The organism is Allobosea sp. AAP35 (assembly GCF_001295925.1).
Lineage (GTDB): Bacteria > Pseudomonadota > Alphaproteobacteria > Rhizobiales > Beijerinckiaceae > Allobosea.
Genome location: NZ_LJHQ01000010.1, coordinates 1 through 14904, shown reverse-complemented (window position 1 = coordinate 14904; position 14904 = coordinate 1). Strand labels below are relative to the sequence as shown.

Annotated in this window: 17 protein-coding genes and 1 tRNA gene; 4 read left to right on the top strand and 14 right to left on the bottom strand. The window is 65.4% G+C overall.

The genetic code is table 11. The features are described 5' to 3' along the window. Position 1 precedes the first annotated feature (1 nt). The 12 genes from IP69_RS04735 to IP69_RS04680 form a co-directional block, all read right to left on the bottom strand. Positions 2-2116, bottom strand: coding sequence for a fused MFS/spermidine synthase (locus IP69_RS04735; protein ID WP_054141677.1), 2115 nt, complete (start codon positions 2114-2116; stop codon positions 2-4). A gap of 42 nt (positions 2117-2158) precedes the next feature. Beyond that, a complete protein-coding gene (locus tag IP69_RS04730) occupies positions 2159-2638 on the bottom strand; it encodes a type II toxin-antitoxin system RatA family toxin (protein WP_054141676.1) in 480 nt (159 codons plus the stop codon). A 16-nt stretch (positions 2639-2654) separates the two neighbouring features. After that, positions 2655-3677: a lipoyl synthase gene (lipA, locus tag IP69_RS04725; protein WP_082358970.1), complete on the bottom strand. Its 1023-nt coding sequence runs from the start codon at positions 3675-3677 to the stop codon at positions 2655-2657. Positions 3678-3797: 120 nt separating this feature from the next. Then, a complete protein-coding gene (locus tag IP69_RS04720) occupies positions 3798-4076 on the bottom strand; it encodes a GlsB/YeaQ/YmgE family stress response membrane protein (protein WP_054141675.1) in 279 nt (92 codons plus the stop codon). Positions 4077-4169: 93 nt separating this feature from the next. Beyond that, positions 4170-4508, bottom strand: coding sequence for a GlsB/YeaQ/YmgE family stress response membrane protein (locus tag IP69_RS04715; protein WP_156323288.1), 339 nt, complete (start codon positions 4506-4508; stop codon positions 4170-4172). Positions 4509-4702: 194 nt separating this feature from the next. Continuing rightward, the gene (gene lpdA, locus IP69_RS04710) at positions 4703-6142 is read right to left on the bottom strand and encodes a dihydrolipoyl dehydrogenase (RefSeq protein ID WP_054141673.1); all 1440 of its coding nucleotides are present in this window, start codon (positions 6140-6142) and stop codon (positions 4703-4705) included. A 27-nt stretch (positions 6143-6169) separates the two neighbouring features. Beyond that, positions 6170-6655 (bottom strand): hypothetical protein, encoded by a 486-nt coding sequence (locus IP69_RS04705; protein ID WP_054141672.1) that lies wholly within the window; start codon positions 6653-6655, stop codon positions 6170-6172. Between the two features lie 9 nt (positions 6656-6664). After that, entirely contained in the window at positions 6665-8035 is a 1371-nt protein-coding gene (locus IP69_RS04700) for a pyruvate dehydrogenase complex dihydrolipoamide acetyltransferase (protein ID WP_054141671.1), read from the bottom strand. A gap of 11 nt (positions 8036-8046) precedes the next feature. Next, on the bottom strand, positions 8047-9480 hold the full coding sequence (locus IP69_RS04695; RefSeq protein ID WP_054141670.1) for a pyruvate dehydrogenase complex E1 component subunit beta: 1434 nt from the start codon (positions 9478-9480) through the stop codon (positions 8047-8049). 58 nt (positions 9481-9538) lie between these two features. Next, complete coding sequence (gene pdhA, locus IP69_RS04690) at positions 9539-10639, bottom strand: pyruvate dehydrogenase (acetyl-transferring) E1 component subunit alpha (RefSeq protein WP_054141669.1); 1101 nt, start codon at positions 10637-10639, stop codon at positions 9539-9541. Positions 10640-10955: 316 nt separating this feature from the next. Then, a complete protein-coding gene (locus IP69_RS04685; protein WP_054141668.1) occupies positions 10956-11267 on the bottom strand; it encodes a septum formation initiator family protein in 312 nt (103 codons plus the stop codon). 54 nt (positions 11268-11321) lie between these two features. Beyond that, positions 11322-12473 (bottom strand): hypothetical protein, encoded by a 1152-nt coding sequence (locus IP69_RS04680; protein WP_054141667.1) that lies wholly within the window; start codon positions 12471-12473, stop codon positions 11322-11324. A 79-nt stretch (positions 12474-12552) separates the two neighbouring features. Here IP69_RS04680 and IP69_RS04675 point away from each other — a divergent pair. Then, a tRNA-Lys gene (locus tag IP69_RS04675) sits at positions 12553-12627 on the top strand. A 39-nt stretch (positions 12628-12666) separates the two neighbouring features. Here the strand turns inward: IP69_RS04675 and IP69_RS21710 are convergent. After that, the gene (locus IP69_RS21710) at positions 12667-12960 is read right to left on the bottom strand and encodes a hypothetical protein (protein WP_156323287.1); all 294 of its coding nucleotides are present in this window, start codon (positions 12958-12960) and stop codon (positions 12667-12669) included. A 178-nt stretch (positions 12961-13138) separates the two neighbouring features. Here IP69_RS21710 and IP69_RS04665 point away from each other — a divergent pair, with 178 nt between their 5' ends. Both IP69_RS04665 and IP69_RS21705 read left to right on the top strand, forming a co-directional pair. Then, the gene (locus tag IP69_RS04665) at positions 13139-13360 is read left to right on the top strand and encodes a hypothetical protein (RefSeq protein ID WP_054141665.1); all 222 of its coding nucleotides are present in this window, start codon (positions 13139-13141) and stop codon (positions 13358-13360) included. Then, complete coding sequence (locus tag IP69_RS21705; RefSeq protein WP_156323286.1) at positions 13357-13521, top strand: hypothetical protein; 165 nt, start codon at positions 13357-13359, stop codon at positions 13519-13521. Before IP69_RS04665 ends, IP69_RS21705 begins: the two co-directional genes overlap by 4 nt. A 33-nt stretch (positions 13522-13554) precedes the next feature. Here IP69_RS21705 and IP69_RS04660 read toward each other — a convergent pair whose 3' ends face one another. Continuing rightward, positions 13555-13770 carry a hypothetical protein gene (locus tag IP69_RS04660; RefSeq protein WP_054141664.1) on the bottom strand — a complete coding sequence of 72 codons (216 nt, stop codon included), beginning with the start codon at positions 13768-13770 and terminating at the stop codon, positions 13555-13557. A gap of 290 nt (positions 13771-14060) precedes the next feature. On the opposite strand from IP69_RS04660, the gene IP69_RS04650 reads away from it, so the two are divergent. Then, positions 14061-14795, top strand: coding sequence for a PRC-barrel domain-containing protein (locus IP69_RS04650; RefSeq protein ID WP_156323285.1), 735 nt, complete (start codon positions 14061-14063; stop codon positions 14793-14795). The last annotated feature ends 109 nt before the right edge of the window (positions 14796-14904 follow it).

The window sequence follows — 14904 nt, the reverse complement described above, 5'->3', positions numbered from 1 at the left end:
ATCACGGCGCAAGCTTGCGCCAGATCGCACCGATCACGTCAGCGTAGTCATCGCGCCAGGCCCGGGCCGTGCCGGGCCCCTCCTGCCGGACCCAGCCTTGCGCAGGATCGAGCCCGACATCCTGCGCTTTGCGTGCAACTATGGCGACATGGGGGGAATACTTCATCTGAGCCATCAACTCGGGAGTCTGGCGCGAGGGCCTCAGCCAGGTGGTCAGCCCCCTCGCATGGGCTGTCGCCGTCACGACCGGCCCCAGATCCATGTTGCGGTTGGAGATATGGAAGAGCACGACGCCGTGAGGCTTGAGCTTGCCCAGATAGAGCGCGATGGCCTCGCTCGTCATGAGATGGATCGGAATGGAGTCCGAGGAGAAGGCATCGACCACAATCAGATCGAGCGAGCTGGCTTCCGCATCGCCGAGCGTCAGTCGCGCATCGCCGAGCACGAAGCGCGCATCGGGCGCGCAGTCGCTCACGAAGCGGAATCGGGTCGCGTCCGTCGCCATGCGGACGACTTGCGGATCGATCTCGTAGAATGTCCAATCCTCGCCCGGGCGCGTCTGGCAGGCGAGCGACCCGGTGCCGACACCGATTGCCGCGACGGCCCCCAGGGTGCCGCCACGTGCCTGGCGCACCGCGTCGATACCGTCGGCGATGGCGCCGCCCGTGAAGTAGTAGGTCAGCGGCTCGGGCCGGCCTGTCACGAGGGAGCCGTCGTCGTTGCGCAGTCGCTGGGCCCCGTGGACGGTGCTGCCATGGACGAGGCTGCGGAAGCGGCCCTCTTCGTCATCGTAGATTTTGTTGACGCCGAAGAAGGAGCGGACGGAGTCGGTGCGCTGTTGTTCCTTAACCACCAGCGCGCCCAAGCTGGCCAGTGCAAGGACGGCAAGGCCGGCGCGGACCAGAGGCGGCAATCGGATCGCCGTGAAGCCGGGACGGCATAGAACCGCGAGCACGATCAGCAGCGGATATTCGACCACCGAGTTGAACAGCGTCGGGGCGATCAGGCCGCAGAACAGACCGCCGAGCACGCCGCCCACCGACATCCAGAGATAGAACTGGGTCAAATTGGCGGCATCGGGCCGCCGACGTGCCAGTTCGCCATGCGCGACCATCGCGCTGGTGAAGAACAGCCCGAGATGCAGGGCGAGTTCTCCGCCCCAGCCGATCTTCCACTGGAACGCCATCTTGACCAGGAAGGCCGCGACGAAGACGAGCTGCGCATTCAGCATCCAGCTCGCACGCAGCAGCGGCTTGCGCTGGAAGACGATGACGAAGGTCAGCAGGAACAGCGCCAGCGGGACGACCCAGAGCAGCGGCACCGACGCCACATCGGTCGAGATATGCGCCGTGACCGCCACCAGCAGCCCCGAAGGCACGAAGGCCAGCGCCACCCAAGCCAGCTTCTGCCGTGTCGGGATCGCCGTGGGGGCCAGCCCCCCGGCAGCGATCGCGACATCGGCCGGCGCGCGAGCCAGCCCGAGACCAGCGCAAGCCGCAATACCCGCGAGCAGGAGGCCGAAGCCCCAGCTCCAGGCCGTCGATTGCACCGACAGGGTCAGGAAGGGCTCGACCAGAAACGGATAGGCGATCAGGGCAAGGAAGCTGCCGACATTCGAGGCGGCATAGAGAAAATACGGATCGGCGGCCTGATCGTGACCTGTGCGTGCGAACCAGGCCTGCAACAGCGGACCGTTCGCGGACACCGCGAAGAAGGGCAGGCCAACCGACGCCGTGAACAAGGCGACCAGCCAGAGCGTCTCACCCTGCTGAGGCGGCCGCTCGAACCCGGCCGCGATGCCGATCGGCAGCCCCACCAGCAGCACCAGAGCCATCAACACAATGTGGATCAGCGCGGCACGGCGCACCGTGAAACGGCTGACAAGGAGATGGGCATAGCCATAACCGGCAAGCAGCACGGTCTGGAAGAACACCATGGCCACCGACCAGACGCCGGGCGAGCCGCCGAGCCGCGGCAGCACCATCTTGGCGAACATCGGCTGAATGCCGAACAGCAGAAAGGCGGAGAGGAAGATGGTGCCGGCATAGAGCGGCAGCGTCGTCGCGAGGCGGCGGGCTTCGCGCCGGCTATCGGCATGTGTCGTCGGCGCGTCCATGAACAGTCCCCAATCGCTCGGGACCACCTTGGCAAGAACTGTTTAAAGCGCCGTCACCGGGGTCTTGGTTGGCATATCGCCGTAGACGAGATCGGCCCGGCGTTCGAAGGCCTCGGCGAATTTGCGGAAGGCCCTGTCGAACATCGCTCCCATCAGCAGGCCGAGCATCCGGCTGGCGAATTCATAGGAGATGAAGAAGCCGATCTCGCAACCGGTCGCGTGCGGCTTGAAGGTCCAGCGGTTCTCCAGATAGCGAAACGGGCCGTCGACATATTCGACGAGAATCTTGAGGTTCTCGGGATCCAGCGTGACGCGGCTGCTGAAGGTTTCGCGGATCGCCTTGTAGCCGACGCTCATATCGGCCAGCAGCACCTCACCGCCGCCCTCCTGCGGCGTGCGGCGGCGCACCGTCAGCCCCTCGCAAAGCGGCAGGAACTGGGGATATTTCTCGACATCGGCAACCAGCGCGAACATCTGCTCCGGGCTGTGCTTCACCCGGCGGGTGTTGTTGAACATCGGCATGGGGGTGCGTTTCCGCTCAGCTGTTCCTGGCGGCACGGACCGCGCGCAGGCGCGCGAAATCCTCGCCGGCATGATGCGAGGACCGCGTCAGCGGCGTCGAGGACACCATCAGGAAGCCCTTCACATAGGCGATGGCCTCAAAACCCTTGAACTCCTCGGGCGTGACGAAGCGGATCACGGCGTGGTGCTTGCGCGAGGGCGCGAGATACTGGCCGATCGTAATGAAGTCGACATCGGCCGAGCGCAGATCGTCCATCAGTTGCAGGATCTCGTTCCGCTCCTCGCCGAGCCCGACCATGATGCCGGATTTGGTGAAGATCGTCGGGTCGAGCTCCTTGACCCGCTGCAGCAGCCGCAGCGAGTGGAAATAGCGCGCACCGGGGCGTACCGTCAGATATTTACCGGGCACCGTCTCGAGATTATGGTTGAAGACGTCGGGCCGGGCCGCGACCACGACTTCGAGCGCGCCCGGCTTGCGCAGGAAATCCGGCGTCAGGATCTCGATGGTCGTGCCCGGCGACGCCCTGCGGATCGCACGGATGACCTGCGCGAAATGCTCGGCACCGCCATCCTTGAGATCGTCGCGATCGACCGAGGTGATCACGACATGCTCCAGCCCGAGCTTGGCGACGGCCTGGGCGACCTTCGCCGGCTCCAGCGGGTCGAGCGCCTGCGGCACGCCGGTCTTGACGTTGCAGAAGGCGCAGGCCCGCGTGCAGGTGTCGCCCATGATCATGAAGGTGGCGTGCTTTTTCTCCCAGCACTCGCCGATATTGGGGCATCCGGCTTCCTCGCAGACCGTGACCAGCCCCTCCGCCTTCACGATCTTTTGCGTCTCGGCCCATTTCGGCGAGCCCGGCGCCTTGACGCGAATCCAGTCGGGCTTGCGCAGGATCGGGTTTTCCGGCCGCCTGCGCTTCTCTGGATGGCGCAGCTCCGCAGGCAACTCGGCGTTGGTCCCCGGGGCGTTGCCCGCATCCTGGGGATTGCCGCTATTGGGGCGCGGATCGCGATTGAGCAGGTCGAGGACGAGAGCCATGGGGAATAGGGTCCATTGCGGCGCCCCACTGGCCGCCGCCCGCCCTCTAGCTAATCCCCTCGCCCGCGCAGGGCAACCTCTGCCCCACGGACCGCGCGCCCTTTCGGGCCCCCAGCGCTGTCACTTGCGACCGCGTGCCGCGTTCCAGATCACGATCACGACGACTGCGCCTGCGATTGCGGCCGCCAATGTCCGCCAGAAACCGAAGATCTGGATGTCCAGCAACTCGGCGAGGCGGCTGCCGAGGAAGGAGCCGGCGACGCCCACAAGCATGTTCGTGAACAGGCCGTGATCGGCCGACGTGATTTTCTCGGCGATCCAGCCGGCAAGCATGCCGATGAAGATCGTGGCGAAGAAGCCATAGCCCGGCTGGGCCATGGTGGCGGCAACAGTATCCATCGTCGTATATCCCCAAGCCGTCCGCGCAGCGCTTGCTGGCGGAACCACGCTTCAAACAAGCCCGGCGGGCCAAGGTTCCGTCAAGCCTGCTTGTCAGGCGATGAAGCGCGCCAGCAGCACGACGAGGATCGCCCCGATCACCGCCATGGCGGCGTCATCGAGACCGCGATAGCCGGTGCGGACGCGCCAGCCGGTCAGCCGCACGAGCCCCTGCCCGACCAGCATGCCGAGCAGGCCAACGACGGCGTGACGCACAAGCCCGCCCCCGCCGACGACGAGGCTGGCGGCGAAGCCCGTGACGGTGCCTAGCGCCACCGTCGGTACGATGACGCGCCAGTCGAGCAGCAGGCCTCGGCCGGGCGGAAGGATCTCGACCTTCTCGTCGGGAACGACGCGGTCGGGGTCTTTGGGTTTGCGGGTGCGGGGCGCCATGGCGGGCATATGCGGATCGCCGGCCGCGAAGTCCAGACGGCCATCACATTCTGTGCGCCAGACGCACGCCGTCATCCCGGACGAAGCGAAGCGGGGCTCCGGGATCCATCGGAGGGCACCGTCGCGTCCTATGATGGATCCCGGGGCAAGCCCGGGATGACGAGGTGTTTCCGAACCAAGACTTCAATGCGATGTCAGGCGTTCAGCACCTTGCCATAGGCGTCGAGCACGCTTTCCTTCATCACCTCGGACAGCGTCGGATGCGGGAAGACGGTGTGCATCAGCTCTTCCTCGGTGGTCTCGAGGTTCATCGCCACGACGAAGCCCTGGATCAGCTCGGTGACCTCGGGACCGACAAGATGGGCGCCGAGCAGCTTGCCGGTCTTGGCGTCGAAGATCGTCTTGGCGAGCCCTGAATCCTCGCCGAGCGCCACCGCCTTACCATTGGCCACGAAGGGGAAACGGCCGACCTTGAGCTCGTAGCCGGCGGCCTTGGCCTTGGCTTCGGTCAGGCCGACGCTGGCGATCTGCGGGTGGCAATAGGTGCAACCCGGGATCATCAGCTTGTCCATCGGGTGCGGGTGCAGGCCCTTGATGGCCTCGACGCAGATCACGCCTTCATGCTCGGCCTTGTGGGCGAGCAAGGGCGGGCCGGCGACGTCGCCGATGGCATAAATGCCCTTCACATTGGTGCGGCAGAGCCCGTCGATGGCGATGAAGCCGCGATCGGTCTTCACGCCGACCGCCTCCAGCCCGATATTCTCGATATTGGCGACGACGCCGACGGCCGAGATCATCCGGTCGGCGGTGATCGTCAGCTTGCTGCCCTTCTCGTCCTCGATATGGGCGGTGACACTGTCGGCGCCCTTCTCAACCTTGGTAACCTTGGCCGAGGTCAGGATCTTGATGCCCTGCTTCTCGAAGGCCTTGCGCGCAAAGGCGCCGATCTCGGCGTCCTCCACGGGGACCACCTGCGGCATCACCTCGACGACCGTCACCTCGACGCCCATCGTGCGGTAGAAGGAGGCGAACTCGATTCCGATCGCGCCCGAGCCCATCACCAGCAGCGACTTCGGCATCTTCGCCGGGATCATCGCCTCGAAATAGGTCCAGATCAGCTTGCCGTCGGGCTCCAGCCCCGGCAGCGCGCGCGGGCGGGCGCCGGTCGCGACGATGATGTGGTCGGCGGTATACGTGCCCTCGCCCTTGGTGTTCTTGGGCGGCGGCACCTGCGGCTGGACAGGCGGCTTCTTGGTCGGCACGACCGAGATCGTGCCGGGCTTTGTGAGGGTCGCCTCGCCCCAGATCACGTCGACCTTGTTCTTCTTCATCAGGAACTGGACGCCGTTGTTCATGCGCGCGGCGATGCCGCGCGAGCGCTTCACGATGGCCTCCAGATCGGCCTTGAACGTGCCTTCCAGCACCAGCCCGTAATCCTTGGCGTGCTGGCCGTAATGCAGGATCTCGGCCGAGCGCAGCAGCGCCTTGGTCGGGATGCAGCCCCAGTTCGAGCAGATGCCCGCCAGATGCTCGCGCTCGACGATGGCCGTCTTGAAGCCGAGCTGTGCCGCCCGGATCGCTGCGATGTAACCGCCGGGGCCGGAGCCGATGATGATGATGTCGTAGTCAGCCATGAGCAGGCGCTCCCGGTCATTGTGATGTCAGAGGAGATGGCCGGTCGCTGCCCTGACGCAATCATTGTTGATCGCGGTGAACTGCTTGTCGGCTTCGTTGAACAGCGCGTCGAATTCGGTCTTTGGCAGGCTGGCAGCCTCTCCCGCGATCCGGTCGAGATGCCAGGCCAGCGCGGTGTAGCGGTCCCGCGCCGGCTGCTCCTGGAAGTTGGCCAGGAAGGTTCCCAGCGCGCCGAAGCGATAGGCAAGGGTCCTGAGTTCGATGGCAGCCATGCCAGCCGATCCGCTCATGTTGGCCGCCTCTGCTTTCAGCCGAAACTCAAAGAACACACCGATGATGTCCTTGCAGCTCCGCAGACTTTCCGCTCGCAGGACGTTGCGCTGGATACTGTCAATGCTGCGGGCGTAATTGACGTTCTGCAGAACAGCCGCAGCCAGCGACATCAGCGCGATGACGACCGACACCATGGCCAGGCGATTGACCCCGGACGACCCGCTGTCTGCGCCTGCCATGGCGTGACCTCACACCAGCATCGCCATCGGCTTCTCGATATAGCCACGGAACGCCGCCATCAGCTCGGCGCCGAGCGCGCCGTCCACCGCGCGGTGGTCGGTCGAGAGCGTCACCGACATCACGGTGGCGACCGCGAGCGCGCCGTTCTTGACGACCGCGCGCGGCTCGCCGGCGCCCACCGCCAGGATCGTCGCATGCGGCGGATTCACGATCGCGGCGAAATCCTTGACCCCGAACATGCCGAGATTGGAGACCGCCGTGGTGCCGCCCTGATACTCCTCGGGCTTCAGCTTGCGGTTCTTGGCGCGGGCCGCGAGGTCCTTCATCTCGTTGGAGATCTGCGAGAGCGTCTTGTGGCAGGCGTCGCGGATCACTGGCGTGATCAGCCCGCCGGGGATCGAGACGGCGACGCCGACATCGGCATGCTTGTGCTTGAGCATGGTGTTCTCGGTCCAGCTCACATTGGCGTCCGGCACGGCGCGCAACGAGAGCGCGATCGCCTTGATGACCATGTCGTTGACCGAGAGCTTGTAGGCCGGCTTGCCGTCCTTTTCGGGGGCGGCCGCGTTGAGCTCGGCGCGCAGCTTCAAGAGCGCATCGAGCTCGCAATCGATCGTCAGGTAGAAATGCGGGATCGTCTGCTTGGATTCCAGCAGGCGGCGCGCGATCGTCTTGCGCATGCCGTCATGGGGCACTTCCTCATAGGAGCCCGGCGCGAACAGTTTCTTGATCGTCTCGTCCGACATGCCGGAGGCGAGCGGAGCGCTGGCGGGCTTTGCTGCGGCTGCCGGCGCTGCCGCAGGGGCGGATGCAGGCGCAGCCTTGGCACCGCCGCCCGCCTTGGCCGCTTCGATGTCCTTCTCGACAATGCGGCCATGCGGCCCCGAGCCCTGGACCTTGGCGAGATCGAGCCCGGCCTCCTTGGCGAGACGACGGGCCAGGGGCGAGGCAAAGGGGCGGTCGCCGCTCGAAGTCGGCGCAGCTTCGGCCGGCTTCGCGGGAGCGGCCTCGGCCTTTGGTGCATCGGCCTTGGGAGCCTCTGCCTTGGGAGCCTCAGACTTGGGCACTTCAGTCTTGGGAGCCTCAGCTTTCGGCGCCTCGGCCTTGGCCGGGGCGGAAGCCGCGCTCACATCCTCGCCCTCAGCGGCGATCACGCCGATGATCTCGTTGACCGCGACATCGGCCGTGCCGTCCGGGACCAGGATCTTGGCCAGGATGCCCTCATCGACGGCCTCGACCTCCATCGTCGCCTTGTCGGTCTCGATCTCGGCGATGATGTCGCCGGACTTGATGGTGTCGCCTTCCTTCTTCAGCCACTTGGCGAGATTGCCCTTCTCCATCGTGGGAGAGAGCGCGGGCATCAGGATGTTGGTTGCCATCGGTCAGCCTCTCAGCGGTAGCAGACGGCTTTGGCCGCCGCGATGACCTCGCCGACATTCGGCAAAGCGAGCTTTTCGAGGTTCGCGGCGTAGGGCATCGGCACGTCCTTGCCGGTGACGCGGGCGACCGGGGCGTCGAGATAATCGAACGCCGCTTCCATGATCTTCATGCCGATCTCGGCGGTGACGCCCGATTGCGGGAAGCCCTCCTCGACCGCGACGCAGCGATGCGTCTTCTGCACGGAGGCGATGACCGTCTCGATGTCCATCGGGCGGATCGTACGCAGGTCGATGACCTCGGCGTCGATGCCCTCCTTGGCCAGCGCCTCGGCGGCGGCCAGCGCATAGGTCATGCCGATGCTGAAGGAGACGATGGTGACGTCCTTGCCCGGGCGCACGACCTTGGCCTTGCCGATCGGCACCAGGATGTCGTCGCCCTTGGGCACGTCGAAGGAGCGGCCGTAGAGGATCTCGTTCTCGAGGAAGATGACCGGGTTGGGGTCGCGGATGGCGCTCTTGAGCAGGCCCTTGGCGTCGGACGCGCTGTAGGGCGCGACGACCTTGAGGCCGGGCACGTTGGAGTACCAGGCGGCATAGTCATGGCTGTGCTGGGCGCCGACGCGGGCGGCTGCGCCATTGGGGCCGCGAAAGACAATCGGGCAGCCCATCTGACCGCCGGACATGTAGAGCGTCTTGGCGGCGGAGTTGATGATCTGGTCGATCGCCTGCATGGCAAAGTTGAAGGTCATGAACTCGACGATGGGCTTGAGGCCCGTCAAGGCCGCACCGACGCCGATGCCGGCGAAGCCATGCTCCGTGATCGGGGTGTCGATGACGCGCTTGGCGCCGAACTCCTGCAGCAGCCCCTGCGTCACCTTGTAGGCGCCCTGGTACTCGGCGACCTCCTCGCCCATGACGAACACATCGCCGTCGCGGCGCATCTCCTCGGCCATGGCGTCGCGCAAGGCTTCGCGGACGGTCATGCTGACGATCTCGGCCCCGGCCGGGAATTCCGAAGAGGCGTCGTAGCTCTTGGCGGTGGCGGGCGGGTTGGCGACGGCTGATTCGGCCTTGGGTGCGGCGGCGACCTTGGGCGCCTCGCCCATCGCGGCCGGCGGGGCCGCCTGGGCGGCCTGCGGCGAGGTGGCGGCAGGCTTGTCGGACTGGCCGGCGCCGCCGCTGGCAGCCGCCTTCACATCCTCGCCCTCGGCGGCGATGATGCCGATGGGTGTGTTGACCGCGACGTTGTCGGTGCCGTCGGCGATCAGGATCTTGGCGAGGATGCCTTCATCCACGGCCTCGACTTCCATGGTTGCCTTGTCGGTCTCGATCTCGGCGATGATGTCGCCGGCCTTGACGCTATCGCCCTCGGCTTTCAGCCATTTGGCGAGCTTCCCCTGCTCCATGGTGGGCGAGAGGGCAGGCATGAGAATGTCGATCGGCATGAACGCACCCGGAGTCAATGAACGAGGCGGAAAGGACTAAGGCGGCTTTACGGAGGCCTCAGGCCTTCGCCGGCTCCAGCAGAATGTCGGTAAACAGCTCCGACACATCCGGCTCGGGATCATGCGTCGCGAATTCGGCCGCGTCGTTGACGATCTCACGGACCTTGGCGTCGATCGCCTTGAGTTCGTCCTCGCCGACCTTGAACTCGCGGCTCAGACGCCCCCTCACCTGCTCGATCGGGTCGTGCTCCTCGCGCATGCGCTGGACCTCGTCCTTCGAGCGATACTTGGCCGGGTCCGACATCGAGTGGCCGCGATAGCGGTAGGTCTGCATCTCGAGGATGTAGGGCCCCTTGCCGCCGCGTGCATGATCGATGGCTCGCGTTGCTGCGTCGCGCACGGCGCGGACATCCATGCCGTCGACCTGCTCGCCGGGAATGCCGAAGGACAAGCCGCGACGCGAGAAGTCGGTCTGCGCCGAGGCGCGGTTGACCGAGGTGCCCATGGCGTAGCGGTTGTTCTCGATCACGAACACGACCGGCAGTTTCCAGAGCTGAGCCATGTTGAAGCTCTCATAGACCTGGCCCTGGTTGGCGGCGCCGTCGCCGAAATAGGCCATCGAGACCCGGCCATCCTCGCGATACCAGTTGGCGAAGCCCAACCCCGTGCCGAGCGAGACCTGCGCCCCGACGATACCGTGCCCGCCATAAAAGTTCTTCTCGCGGGAGAACATGTGCATGGAGCCGCCCTTGCCGCGGGAATAGCCCCCCTGCCGGCCAGTCAGTTCCGCCATCACGCCGCGCGATTCCATGCCGCAGGCCAGCATATGACCGTGATCGCGATAGCCGGTGATGACCTGGTCGCCTTCCTTGGACGCCATCTGCATGCCGACCACGACCGCTTCCTGGCCGATATAGAGATGGCAGAAGCCGCCGATGAGGCCCATGCCGTACATCTGGCCGGCTTTCTCCTCGAAGCGGCGGATCAGCAGCATCTCGCGATAGGCGTGGAGGTCCTCGTCCTTGCTGAAGGTCGGGATGTTGCTCGGCGCGGCCCCGGCGCCCTTGTCATTGACGGATTTGGCGGCTCGGGACTTCGCCGGCTTGGCGGCGACCCTGGCTTCGGCGGGAGCGTTCGTCTTGCGCGCGGCAACGGCCATCGGCGGTCCTCCAGGAAGATGCGACCTTGGTTGTAGAGGATCGCAAAACCCTTGGCGAGGAGGCTATCTCGCAATGCAGCATCGACCAAGCCACTGGAATTAAACAGAATCTCGGAAATAACCGAAATTCAGTTAATCGATACGCCTGGGACTATTTGCCGGCGTAAGCGAGGGCATGATCGGCAACGCCAGGCCGGTGAGATGAAGACGGCGCCGTCCGCGGTTTGGCCGCCATGACCAGAGGCGGTGCTTTCCAGCTGCGGCATGGAATCGATCTGAACGGGACAACGCCGGGACCGGGGCCACCAAAGATCCGTCAGCGGCCCATGATGATGATATCGTTGCGATGGGTTCGGCCCAAGCTGTCGCGGGCCCGTTCCTCGAGCACGTCGCGATCGACGGCCTCATCGCGAACCAGCGAGAGCCGCTGTTCCCACAGTTTACGCTCGGCGCTCAGGCTCGCCAGTTCGGTTTCCGTCTCGCGCAGCGTTTCCTGCAGCGTGTCGCGGGCGTCGAGGCCGCGCGATCCATGCTGCGCGTGGAACATGAAATACGCCACCACCGCGCCCGACACGAGGTAGAGCGCGAGTGTGATGAAGACGGATCTGACGCCACGGCGGATGACCATGCCCGAAGCGTTATGTCGGCTTGGTTGAAGACTGGTTAACGCGGAGCCGGAGCTTCAGCGCATCTCTCCGCTGACGACGACGGACCCGTCGGCGGTGGGTGCCTGCCCGGCCATGACGGCCGCGAGGTCGGTTTCGATGCGCCGCGCGATCGGAAGACGGAAATGCAAAGGGTCCCAGTAATTGTCGTCGCGACTGGTGATCGGGGAAGCCCGCGCGTAATCGACGAGCGTCGCCCGGTGACGTGATGCGACGGCGGCGAGTTCGCTTTTGCAGGCTGCATAGCGCTGCCCTTCGGCCGTGCCTTCGCGCGGCAGCGTGGCGTAATGGGTCGGGGGCAGCACGAGCATGATGCGGGTCGCGGTTGGCAGCCGTCCAAGCGCCTGATCGAGCCAGGCCAGAGCGGGAGAGCGCCACTGCGCCCGCGTCTGCGCAGCGACGGGTTCCGGTGGGACGAGCGGCGCCTGAATGGGGGCAACCCCGCCCCGGTCGGCATAAAGATGCCGGCGGGCGCGTGCAGGATCGTAAAGTGCCTCGGGCGGCGTGAAGACCTCGTAACCGTCGCCGCGGATGCGCGCCGGCATCAGGCCGAGGCGATGGGCCAACAGGCGCGCGGCGATCTCGAGCGTCGTCAGATTCATCAGCTGCGGCCAGTCGCGCCAGCCGATCTCGTCATAGAGCCATGGCGGGAACGGCCGCGGCGTCAGCCGCTTGGCAGCGTCGGTCGCATCCGCCGCACACCAGGTCCCGTCGATGCCCCAGAGCACCAGTTTGGGGGCGGCCACCTGGCGGGTGAACAGCTCCGCCATCTGCGTCTGCTCCCAGGGCGTGGCGGCGTTCATCGCCAGATTTGCGAAGCGGCCGCCCAATCTGTCCGAGAGTGTAGCGGGGTCGAGCAGCCTCATCGTCGAGGTGCCGAAGACGGCGGAATCGAAGCCGCCCGACCGCACCAGCTGCGGATACATGAAGCGCTGGTTGATATCCATGATCGGGCGCGGCGACTGACCGGGCCCGACGCGCAGGCCGAACGGATCGAGCGCCGCGGCAAAACCCCACAGGGTCAAGAGGCAGGCCAGCGCGGCCAAGGCGAACCACCGCGTCCAAAGCAGCCAGGCGCTTGCCTGAAGCGTTTCGGACGCAATACGGGGATCGTCGAGGCCGCGATCGGCCTCCCCCTGGCTCTCTCCATTGCGTTCGGTGCGCTGCATGGCCGCGCTTCTGCCATGAAAGACAGCGCCGGAACAATGTTGACCCGCAGCCGAGGCATCCGTATGTCAGCCCCCGTGAGGGCGGGTAGCTCAGTGGTAGAGCACGTGACTTTTAATCATGTGGTCGTGGGTTCGATACCCACCCCGCTCACCAACATATTCCCTTCCGCAGCGCGGCTTCTCTGGCGACCGGTCAACCTAGACGGCGGACGGGTGGCCGATTGGCGGGGATGTCGCGGTAGCCTGGCGACAGGTGCAGACCAGACCGGTGACCGGCGCCGCCAAGGCCCAACGCCGGCCAGCCCGGATCGGCAAAGCCGTTCAATTCGTCGCAACGATGGCGCGCGCGCTCCCTCTCCGAGACGGCGTCTGCGCACATCGACACCTGCGAACGCTGCCAGAACGCCTGCGCGCGCTCTGCGGATACGAATCCTGCGCCCGCAACCAAAAATGCGATGAAGGCTTTGCCGAAGGGGGACGTTTTCATGGCGCGGGCTCCCTGCCCCGCCTTCATGGGCTCGGGCATCAGACGATCGAATCACCCATCGAAACCTTGACGAAGCTTTAAGGCGCGGCGGCGCCCGGCGCGGAACCCAACTCCCCATCGCGGGTAGTTCACGGAGGCGGACCCAACCCCCATCGTTCGACGACCCGAAAGGAAGGCTATGCGAAGCACGATCGAAGAGGCGACCCATACCGGCGCCGACCGTTCCCATTTCGAGATCGAGACGATCGAGGATTATGAACTGGCAACGCGCCGGATCGCTGACCTCGACGCCTGCGCGCGAGCCGAGGCCGACGAGCGCGAAAGACAGGCGCTGCTGCAGGCGGTCGCGCGCTGGGACCGTTCCCATGACGATGCGACACGCTGGAGGGACAAGACATGAGCGGCCCGATCACAATTCAGACCGAGGAAGAACGGCAGGTTGCCCAGCAACGCATTGCCGCGCTTCAGGCTGAGCCAGACAGCCCCGACAAAGAGGGCGAATTGCAGGCGATCGCCGAGGCCCTGCTGGTCTTCCAGCTCAGGCTCGACGAGACCCACTGACGACTGGCGTGGCATCGAACCGCGACACTCGCTTCAGATGTCGTTGCTCGCATTGAGTTCGTCGGGCTTCAGACCCTCGTCGGCTTCACCATCTGGCGACGCCGACATGGTGTGGTGAGCCAGCCATTCCGACAGGATCGACTGCAGAGCCTCATCGCGGCTGATTACGGGATTGGCAGATCGACGATAGGCATCGAGCGCGTCCTGCTGCGGACCGGTCAATATCACCGTGACGGATGCTTCGGTCATGCTTCAGATCTCCTGCTGTGATGCTCGCTCAAAAGTCCATATCATCGCCAACCCGGCAGCTCGCATAGCTGTTCCCCATAGAAGCGATTAGCGCGGTTCGAGATATTTAGTCGGCGTACCGAATTTGGCCTCACCCTCTCGGCAGATGCGCCGAAGGTTCAGATGGCCGCCACAGATTGCCGACACGCAGGCGCTCCTCGATCGTGATCGCGAGCGAATAAGCCTCGCGCCATTTCCGACGCGGCCATGCCATCTGTTCGCAATTCTCGCGCGTTTTTTGCGTCGTGACGGTGAACCATCCCGGCCTTGAGGTGTTGATCAAGTATCCCGCCTCGAATTTGAGGCGGATGCCCAGCAACGCGATTTATGAGGAGAACTTCATGTTCAAACGTCACATCGCCGCGACATCGTTGGCTTTTGCGCTGATGAGCGCGACCGCCATCGCTCAAACCACTGCTCCCGCCCCCACCACGGCTCCGACGGCGCCCTCCGCAACGCCTGCGCCAGCCGCCGGTTCGGCGACCACGGTCGCTCCCGCCAATACCTCCTGGCAGGGCATGTGGCGCTCCACCCAGTTGATCGGCGTCGACATCTACGGCACCAACAACGAGAAGGTCGGTGACGTGACCGAGGTCCTGTTCGACCGCAACGGCAAGGTCGAGATGATCACCGTTGGCGTCGGCGGATTCCTCGGCATCGGCCAGAAGGACGTTGCCATCCCGTTCAGCCAGATTACCTGGAGCGATCGGCCGATGGATGCGGGCTCCGCAGCTCGCACCGCAGCCCCCGCTGGTGGCATGGCTACCGGTACCGGTACAGCGGCCGGCACAGCTCCCGCGACAGGCACGGCAGCCCCGGCCGGCGGCGTGGCGACGGGCACTTCCGGCACGATGGCCGGGAACACCAACGCCACGGCCAATGCCAACGCGCAGCGCACCCAGATGATGCATCCCGATCATGGGAAGATCACGCTCACCAAGGAGCAGCTTACCAGCGCACCGGCCGTCAACTATCCCGGCAGCTAAGTCATCATAGGGGCGGTTGTCTGCTCCACTGATTGCCGACGTGAGTTGCGTTTGACTGTGCGTCGCGGCCCGCCTCCTCCGGAGGCGGGCCGCTCGCGTTTTAGCCGGG

Excerpts from the sequence above, each read along its gene's own strand:
- lipA (WP_082358970.1), bottom strand. The coding sequence starts at position 3,677 with ATGGCTCTCGTCCTCGACCTGCTCAATCGCGATCCGCGCCCCAATAGC.
- IP69_RS04685 (WP_054141668.1), bottom strand. The coding sequence starts at position 11,267 with ATGGTCATCCGCCGTGGCGTCAGATCCGTCTTCATCACACTCGCGCTC.
- IP69_RS04665 (WP_054141665.1), top strand. The coding sequence starts at position 13,139 with ATGCGAAGCACGATCGAAGAGGCGACCCATACCGGCGCCGACCGTTCC.
- IP69_RS04660 (WP_054141664.1), bottom strand. The coding sequence starts at position 13,770 with ATGACCGAAGCATCCGTCACGGTGATATTGACCGGTCCGCAGCAGGAC.
- IP69_RS04700 (WP_054141671.1), bottom strand. The coding sequence starts at position 8,035 with ATGGCAACCAACATCCTGATGCCCGCGCTCTCTCCCACGATGGAGAAG.
- IP69_RS21705 (WP_156323286.1), top strand. The coding sequence starts at position 13,357 with ATGAGCGGCCCGATCACAATTCAGACCGAGGAAGAACGGCAGGTTGCC.
- IP69_RS04715 (WP_156323288.1), bottom strand. The coding sequence starts at position 4,508 with ATGGCGCCCCGCACCCGCAAACCCAAAGACCCCGACCGCGTCGTTCCC.
- pdhA (WP_054141669.1), bottom strand. The coding sequence starts at position 10,639 with ATGGCCGTTGCCGCGCGCAAGACGAACGCTCCCGCCGAAGCCAGGGTC.
- IP69_RS04720 (WP_054141675.1), bottom strand. The coding sequence starts at position 4,076 with ATGGATACTGTTGCCGCCACCATGGCCCAGCCGGGCTATGGCTTCTTC.
- IP69_RS04735 (WP_054141677.1), bottom strand. The coding sequence starts at position 2,116 with ATGGACGCGCCGACGACACATGCCGATAGCCGGCGCGAAGCCCGCCGC.
- lpdA (WP_054141673.1), bottom strand. The coding sequence starts at position 6,142 with ATGGCTGACTACGACATCATCATCATCGGCTCCGGCCCCGGCGGTTAC.
- IP69_RS21710 (WP_156323287.1), bottom strand. The coding sequence starts at position 12,960 with ATGAAAACGTCCCCCTTCGGCAAAGCCTTCATCGCATTTTTGGTTGCG.
- IP69_RS04705 (WP_054141672.1), bottom strand. The coding sequence starts at position 6,655 with ATGGCAGGCGCAGACAGCGGGTCGTCCGGGGTCAATCGCCTGGCCATG.
- IP69_RS04680 (WP_054141667.1), bottom strand. The coding sequence starts at position 12,473 with ATGCAGCGCACCGAACGCAATGGAGAGAGCCAGGGGGAGGCCGATCGC.
- IP69_RS04695 (WP_054141670.1), bottom strand. The coding sequence starts at position 9,480 with ATGCCGATCGACATTCTCATGCCTGCCCTCTCGCCCACCATGGAGCAG.
- IP69_RS04730 (WP_054141676.1), bottom strand. The coding sequence starts at position 2,638 with ATGCCGATGTTCAACAACACCCGCCGGGTGAAGCACAGCCCGGAGCAG.